The sequence below is a fragment of the Neobacillus kokaensis genome, from assembly GCF_014656545.1.
Taxonomy (GTDB): Bacteria; Bacillota; Bacilli; order Bacillales; family Cytobacillaceae; genus Neobacillus; species Neobacillus kokaensis.
Window position 1 is genome coordinate 1 of sequence record NZ_BNDS01000053.1, and the last position, 7239, is coordinate 7239.

Sequence of the window (7239 nt, forward strand, 5' to 3'; positions counted from 1 at the left end):
TCACCTCTACGTACAGATTATGAGGAATAAGGCGTTAATTATGAAGGTCACTTTTTGCACCTAATTTTATCTCGCTTATTTAACTAACGGTGCAGATTACTTCAAGAAGGATACAGGATTGGAAACCTCGAATGTATTAGATTGAGTAACTTAATTTCATTGGGAATAAGTACAGGGAGGGATTTTCAAAGTGACAATCATTATTGGTGGAATAATTGGATTCATATACCTTATTTTGATTAATAAGCTAGTTGAAAAATCAATGGATTTCCTTGAAAAAAAGGGTGTTAAAGACCACTGTTTAAAGGTTCTTCCAGCTTTATCCTTGGTATTTTTCTCAACTTTATTGATTAGCTTTTTCCTTCCAAAGTCGATAAATAAATTTACTGGAGTGTTTTCTATATTCACTTATTTTAGTGGTATTGGGTTTATTTTTATCTTATTTCTTTTCATAATTGTAAGACCTTTAAGCCCAACATTTTATAAAAAATTATTCAAATGAACAGATGTTGCTTATTCAAGTAACGGGTGCTTTAACGCAACAAGGTTAGGTTGCTGCGGCAGCATTTTTCTTATTGAACTATAGAAGCAGTTTAGTTCAATAAGGATTTTCGGGTTTTTGCAGAAAAAACATTCTTTTGTGAAACCTTTTGTTGCATTATCCTGTATATTCATTGTATTCATAAGTTCCGAAGGGAGTTATTATATGACAGTTCTTATCGCTATTGCTGCAAGGCCCAACAATGTTGACCAAGTTCCTTATATTTTAATGGGCTCGGATTCCCTAGAAATCAACTTAGAAAGAGACTTTACTGAAATCGGTAGAAATGAAGACGCAGACAAGATTTTTAAGATTAATGATAAGCTAGTTAGTATCTCTGGTCGCTTTGACCCTAGTTTTAGAGGTAGTTTCCTTGAATTCTTAAATGAAAAAGACTGTGAACTCTCTAAGTTGCATAAGTTAGCCTATCAATATGTATATGACCATATGGTAAATGTAGAAATAAATGATGACGCTAAATGTGCTATTTATATTGGTTGTTGTAATAATTCAACTCCGGAATTAGTAGATATTAGAATAAATAAGAGTGATCTATCTAATGCAATTTGTGCATATGAGGTAGCTGAAAATGATCAATTTATAGTAAAAATAGCAGGAAGTATAAGTGTGCCTAAAGATAACGACCTCTCTGATACATTTATGAGCAGAGTAACTAAAGGATGTCCAACAGCATCTTTATCTTGTGTTAGGAAAGCGGCTGAGGAATATTTAAAGAATGCTGCGGCAAGATATCCTGAAACTTGTAATCAAAATATTAAATTTAAAAGGCTAAGGTGAAATAAAGCTATTGACTTTTTATATAAAAACTTGTGGTGTACTTTAGGAAAAAACAAGTATTATTTCTTATTAAATTCACGGGTGCTTAAGTAAAGGATTGGGTTCCGGAATGATCGCTGCGGCGGTCAATTTTTTAAAAACCTTACAGGGATTACTGAATTGCTAGTAAGTATGTATCTAAATCATTATCTAATTGAAAAAGACTTACCTTTCAAAATAGAAAATAATGCAAAAAGAATAGGGGCTAATGGTCGAGAAAATGAAGTAGATATCGCCTTTGTTGATCCTAGAAATTGGGATGAGTGCTTAAAGCAGCCTAAAATAGTTACAGGATTTTCAATTAAAAATGAAATTGGCGGAACAAGTTGGAAGGAACACGAAAAGATATCGGAATATTGTCAGTCACTCAAGAAAAAATATGGGAGTAACAATCTTGCTCAAGACTTATTTCGTCTTGAAAATATTAAAAGAGGTAGTAACAGATCGTTTACATCTTGCACTATTATCTTTGAAAAAGTTAAGCCGAATTATAAGAGTTATCTACAAACAATTAGAAGAGATTATCCTAACCATTATTACATTGTTTTATACGATAATAATATACCAATTTGGGAACAACTTTCTGAATTAAGGGCTTAAACTAAATGTTTCAGAATGTTCTTGTTAAACAAACGGGTGCGATTGCTCAAAAAGCAGTCGCATTTGCCATTAACGGGCAGTTTAGTTGAATAAATTGTTAACGCAATAAGATATTTATGTTAACATTTGAAGTAGGAAATTATTTACTTTTAGGTGGGGTGGATAATGAAAAATAAAAATCGGCTTATTCTTACACTTGTATGTAGTTTTCTTATTTTTACCGTGAGTACGTTCAGAATACTTACCAAATCACTTTCTTCAACACCTTTATTAGCGGCATACACTTTGGCAATTGGTGGGTTAGTTGGGGTTATTGCAAATGGTGTACTACTAAAGAGGTTACAATCTAATTAAACAAACGGGTGCGATAGCTGAATAAAGCTGTCGCTTCTTTAACTATTGGGCAGTCTAGTGAAAGAAGGAAAAATGGGGTGAGGAAGTTGCAATACATTTCTGGAGGATATTATATAGTTTCTCCGCTAAGTCGTCCTGATTATATGGACAAAGAAATAGTCCCAGATACAGTATATTCAGCTAGTGAGTGTATTTGTGATTTTCATCCTGACATAAATATTCTGTGGGGCAATACAAAAAGAAGGAAGCAAGAATACGCTCAAAAACTAAACATTTCTGACGAGACCTACACTGAGTTGGAAAAATGGGTTGAAAAAATGTCTGAGGAAGATAAATTTACTTATCCCCAGGTGTTTACGAGCGTGGCTCTAACTCAAGAATTCTTTGGGGAATTTCTTAGCCAAATAGAAGATGTGAAAATAATAGGAGTTGGGCTACCAGAAAACGTTGTGGAGCAATTTATACAAGATCAAGAGCTCTCGGACAACGAAGTAAGAGACGAATATGGAGTTGCTAATTTGTTGAAAAATAAATCCCCGATTGAGGTGGAAAAATCCAAGCTATTGGGGTACGAGATACTTGGATACGAATACGGAAAGTTTCACTCCTATCTATGTAATGGTTTGGAAAAAGACTATAAAGAACAATTTGGGTTCTCATTGAATGAATATGGCTTTATTTCAACATTGGAAGAAGCAAGCCGCCTCTGTGATTATAGCAATGATGAAGAAATAGGCACAGAACCTGTTTTATGGTTACCTTGGGCAATATTCGAATACAAGATGTAATGTAATTGTTTCTTCAACTAACAGGTGCGTTGATCCAAGCAGGATTAGCCGCCTTTTTTGTTGAATTCCTTATTGAACAAACGGGGCAGGTTAGCATTCCTGTAGATCGTTAATTTTCGGCTTTGAAAAAAATAGGGCTCCTCAGTAAGATATGAGTATAGACACCACTCTACTATTATCAGCCAATAATGAGCAAGCGTTGTATAAGTGGCGTTAACATGTATGCCATCCACGTACTTACTTCGGATTTCAAATCTGGCAAGGTCATTTTCATATTCCGCCAAACTTTGATTGTCAATGGAGTTAGGCGGCATTGGATAGGAGGTAAAGCCTCTTCTAAACCTTGCATTTTTTTTAGCCAATTCATGTAGGTGGTCATCTTTATAGAGGATAGTATCCAGTGCCAGGTCATCAAGAGAGAAATTCCAATCATAGGCAACATCAGCCAGGAAGACGTATCTGCTTTGCATTTCCGTGTGATGACAATGTGTGTTGGAAATTTTGACTCCTCGCTTCTTTCTGCTGGAGGCTTCCTACCATGCCCCTTTTTCCTTACATTACTTAGATGGTAGGTCATTTTATCCGTATTCAACCAGCACTCGTCAATATTTAAGTTTTTCAAAGCTTTCTTTTCATGTCTTTCTAAAAACTCAAGGCACCTCTTATAAACCAATTCGAGTTTCTCATAATAGGTTTTTACACCGATATCAAGCATTTCAATAGTTCGGTTAATCGCAACCTTGTTTACGACTGCTTTTGCCAAATCCAAAAGAATATCATTTCGCTTTTGGTGGTAAGTAGTAGAATTCTTTCTTTCAGGCATTACAGAAGTGATTTTCAAGCATTGCTTGCATTGATATCTCTGTGCTTTAGCCTTATTTATTCCTTTTTTCTTGAACCACTCTGCATCGGCAAAATTCATATGCGAATTGCCCTGCTATTATAGCTGCTTTTATATGTGTTTTTATATGTGCGGGTACTTCAAAAGAGAACGGCTTAAATTAACTTGAGCCCCTTTTATTACTAATCTACAGTGGAAATGTTTAGTTACAGCTGTTGCTGTTTTGTCCATCTTGTGGTTCAGATTTTATTTCTTCTTTTATTTCCTCAATTATAACGTTGCAGCATGAGCTTTCTTTCTTTTGAAACAACCTTTTTAATATATTCATCGTAAAATACCTCCTTAAATAATGTAGAATAAAAACCCTGATATAGTAGACATGTTAAAGACTGAGCTAACGAAGGCAAAAACAAGTTTCTTTTTGAAGATGCTGTTTAATAATGTAATTCTGGTAGACTTGCACCTGCAGAACTAATCATAAGAGCCATTACCGGACCCTACGCCATGCCTTTGGCAGGTGGTTTAGTTACTTTTAGGGTGAGTGGATTACTTCTAAAATAAAGTTTATATTTAATCAGAGGTTATGGATTTTGTGAAATTTCCTTAAACATACATTAGTAATAATAGGAATGAAAAAAATGACTACCATTAAAACATATATCAACGAGTGGCAGCAGGCCCTTCAAAATGAAATCAATCACTTAAAGAAGTTTGGCGGAAGCCGCTATGTTGTTACAAATGGAAGACTTTTATCAAATGAAGGTCCTTATAGCTATTATTTTGATACCGCGATTTCCTTAAGAATACCAGTTAGTTCCTCAATTAAATTGGAATGGGGTACGATGAAGACGAGCGGCAAGGTGCTTTCCTCAGAGGGCAGCGGAGTGATCCTTTCATTAGAGCACAGTTTTGGCGACCTCATTCCAGATGCGTTTTTGGTGCATGACCCGTGGGAGCTCTTGGAACAGCTGATCGAGCGCTTGGATGACATCAAAAAAAGCAAGCAAAAGCGGGTAAGAGTGAAGCGATTGATGGATCCTTCCATGGAAGCGAAACATCCTGTGCAAAAAATAAAGAGCAATATCCATGAATTGGTATTACGGTCAAAATATAATCCGGTCACGTACGTTTGGGGGCCGCCTGGTACGGGAAAAACCTATACGCTGGCGCGGACTGCAGCCAACAAATATTTTCAACAGAAAAAAGTATTGATTTTATCGCATAGCAATCAAGCAGTCGATGTATTGATCAATGAAGTGACACATTTTATAAAAAAGAAAAAACGCTTCCGTGAAGGGGATGTGCTTCGCTATGGAGGGAACAGCGGGGAAGAATTATTAGTCCACAGTGACATCACCACAGGTCAGCTAATTGAAAAGCAGGATCCTCTTTTAGCAAATGATCGAGACAGGCTGGTAGAAGAAAGACGTCACCTAAAACAAGACTTGGCCCGTTCTTTTAGTAAAAGAGACTCAGACCATCTGCTAGAGATTGAAACAAAAATTGCAAGAGTGCTGGAAAAGGTTCGAAAAAAAGAAGTTCAATTAGTAAAAGAAGCCTTCATCGTTGGAACAACGCTGGCAAAGGCAGCTAGCGACAGTGCCGTCTATGAGACGGAATATGATATCGTTATTCTGGATGAAGCGAGCATGGCCTATGTACCACAGGCGGCATATGCCGCTTCGCTGGGTAGACGTGTGATTATTTGCGGTGATTTCAAACAGCTGCCCCCGATTGCTTCAAGCCGTGACCTGCTCGCAGCCAAATGGCTGAAAGAAGATGTCTTTCACCGGGCAGGGGTAGTGGAATGGCTAAATGAGGGGAAACTCCATCCGCAGCTTTTTCTTTTAAAAGAACAACGGCGGATGCATCCTGAAATCTCAGCTTTTACAAATCGATATATCTACCATTCGCTGGTTGGTGATCACGAGAGTGTATCAAAAAGCAGAAATCAAATTGTCAGCCGAGCACCCTTCGCAGGCAGGGCTGCTGTCCTTTTGGATACCAGTTTCACCGGCTATCATTGTTTGAGCGACAAATTGACGAATTCAAGATTTAACCTCTGGCAGCTATTATTTTCTTTTCAATTGATTCATGAAGCTTATCTAGGAGGGGCAAAATCAATTGGCTATGTGACACCATACCGTTCCCAAGCCTCTTTAATGGAGCTGCTCCTTGAAGAGATTTATGCAAATGAGCGGTTGGAGGCGGATGTGATTGCCGCTACCGTCCACCGCTTCCAAGGGAGTGAGCGGGATGTGATGGTTTTTGATTCGGTGGATAGTGGACCGCAAGAACGGGCAGGGATGTTGTTAACCGGCAAGGATAGTGAAAGGTTGATTAATGTAGCGATTACCAGAACGAAAGGAAAGTTCCTTCACGTCAGCAACCGAAATTTTATCCAAACACATTTTTATCAAGGGAAAACATTAAGGCAGCTCGTTGATTATCAAATACGGCATAATCAAAAAGTTACAACAGAGCAAATTGGCTCCTGGATCGTGAATCAGCATCCAAAATTAAGATGGATGCATGCGTTGAAATTGGAAGCGATCTTTCGGGACATAAATGCCGCCAAAGCTTCTATTATGATTTCCTTACCCAATGGAATAAAGTTACCTAAGGAATGGAAAAAACAGTTGTTAAATAGGGCAAAACATGTAAAATTATCAGTTATATCGAATGAGGATTCGGGTCAAGCCAGTGAGAGCTGTCCGTTTCCATTTGTGATAATCGATGAGAAGGTTTTATGGCTGGGACTTCCGCACGAAGGGAATAGAGGGGTTAGGCCGCCTTATGTCGCTGCTAGACTGAGTTCTAGTAAAGTGTGTGAATACCTTGTAAGACAGTTGTAATAGGGGGGATAAGAAATATCCCCCTTGTTTTAAAGTCTTTATATTTAAGTGTTGACTTTTTTAAAAAGTGATTATAAGATATGAATCTAGCTGAAAAAATTATTGTGATTCACAAGGAAAATTTATTGTTGACTCATTTAATAGTTTCTGATAGTATATATAAATGTCGCCGGTGAAAAATACTATTTGAAAAAAGTATTTGACAAGGTGGAGTTGAGATGATATATTAATATCCTGTCTCGAACAAAATAGTTCTTTGAAAACTAAACAAACAAAAACGTCAACAAACAATAAATATCGAGTTTCTTCCATTATATATAATGAAGACTCGAGCCAACGTAAACTTTATGAGCTAATCAACTTTCTTGGAGAGTTTGATCCTGGCTCAGGACGAACGCTGGCGGCGTGCCTAATACATGCAAG

The 7239-nt window shown here is 37.2% G+C and carries 8 protein-coding genes, 1 rRNA gene and 1 pseudogene; 7 read left to right on the forward strand and 3 right to left on the reverse strand.

Annotated elements, in window-relative coordinates; genetic code table 11:
• Nucleotides 1-190: 190 nt before the first annotated feature.
• From IE222_RS25940 to IE222_RS25960, 5 genes are all read left to right on the forward strand, one after another.
• Nucleotides 191-502 (forward strand): hypothetical protein, encoded by a 312-nt coding sequence (locus IE222_RS25940; RefSeq protein WP_191277279.1) that lies wholly within the window; start codon nt 191-193, stop codon nt 500-502.
• A 204-nt stretch (nt 503-706) separates the two neighbouring features.
• The gene (locus IE222_RS25945) at nt 707-1339 is read left to right on the forward strand and encodes a hypothetical protein (protein ID WP_191277280.1); all 633 of its coding nucleotides are present in this window, start codon (nt 707-709) and stop codon (nt 1337-1339) included.
• A 159-nt stretch (nt 1340-1498) separates the two neighbouring features.
• Nucleotides 1499-1978: a hypothetical protein gene (locus IE222_RS25950; RefSeq protein ID WP_223282905.1), complete on the forward strand. Its 480-nt coding sequence runs from the start codon at nt 1499-1501 to the stop codon at nt 1976-1978.
• Between the two features lie 165 nt (nt 1979-2143).
• Nucleotides 2144-2332, forward strand: coding sequence for a hypothetical protein (locus IE222_RS25955; protein WP_191277282.1), 189 nt, complete (start codon nt 2144-2146; stop codon nt 2330-2332).
• A gap of 77 nt (nt 2333-2409) precedes the next feature.
• Complete coding sequence (locus IE222_RS25960) at nt 2410-3120, forward strand: hypothetical protein (RefSeq protein ID WP_191277283.1); 711 nt, start codon at nt 2410-2412, stop codon at nt 3118-3120.
• Between the two features lie 178 nt (nt 3121-3298).
• Here the strand turns inward: IE222_RS25960 and IE222_RS25965 are convergent, their stop codons facing one another.
• The 3 genes and pseudogenes from IE222_RS25965 to IE222_RS26610 form a co-directional block, all read right to left on the reverse strand.
• A complete protein-coding gene (locus IE222_RS25965; RefSeq protein WP_191277284.1) occupies nt 3299-4042 on the reverse strand; it encodes a hypothetical protein in 744 nt (247 codons plus the stop codon).
• Between the two features lie 121 nt (nt 4043-4163).
• Entirely contained in the window at nt 4164-4289 is a 126-nt protein-coding gene (locus IE222_RS26820) for a hypothetical protein (protein ID WP_275671524.1), read from the reverse strand.
• Between the two features lie 14 nt (nt 4290-4303).
• Nucleotides 4304-4476: pseudogene (locus IE222_RS26610) on the reverse strand (permease); the annotation flags it as partial.
• A gap of 123 nt (nt 4477-4599) precedes the next feature.
• Here IE222_RS26610 and IE222_RS25970 point away from each other — a divergent pair.
• Nucleotides 4600-6816 carry a DEAD/DEAH box helicase gene (locus IE222_RS25970; protein ID WP_191277285.1) on the forward strand — a complete coding sequence of 739 codons (2217 nt, stop codon included), beginning with the start codon at nt 4600-4602 and terminating at the stop codon, nt 6814-6816.
• 362 nt (nt 6817-7178) lie between these two features.
• Nucleotides 7179-7239, forward strand: a 16S ribosomal RNA gene (locus IE222_RS25975); the annotation flags it as partial.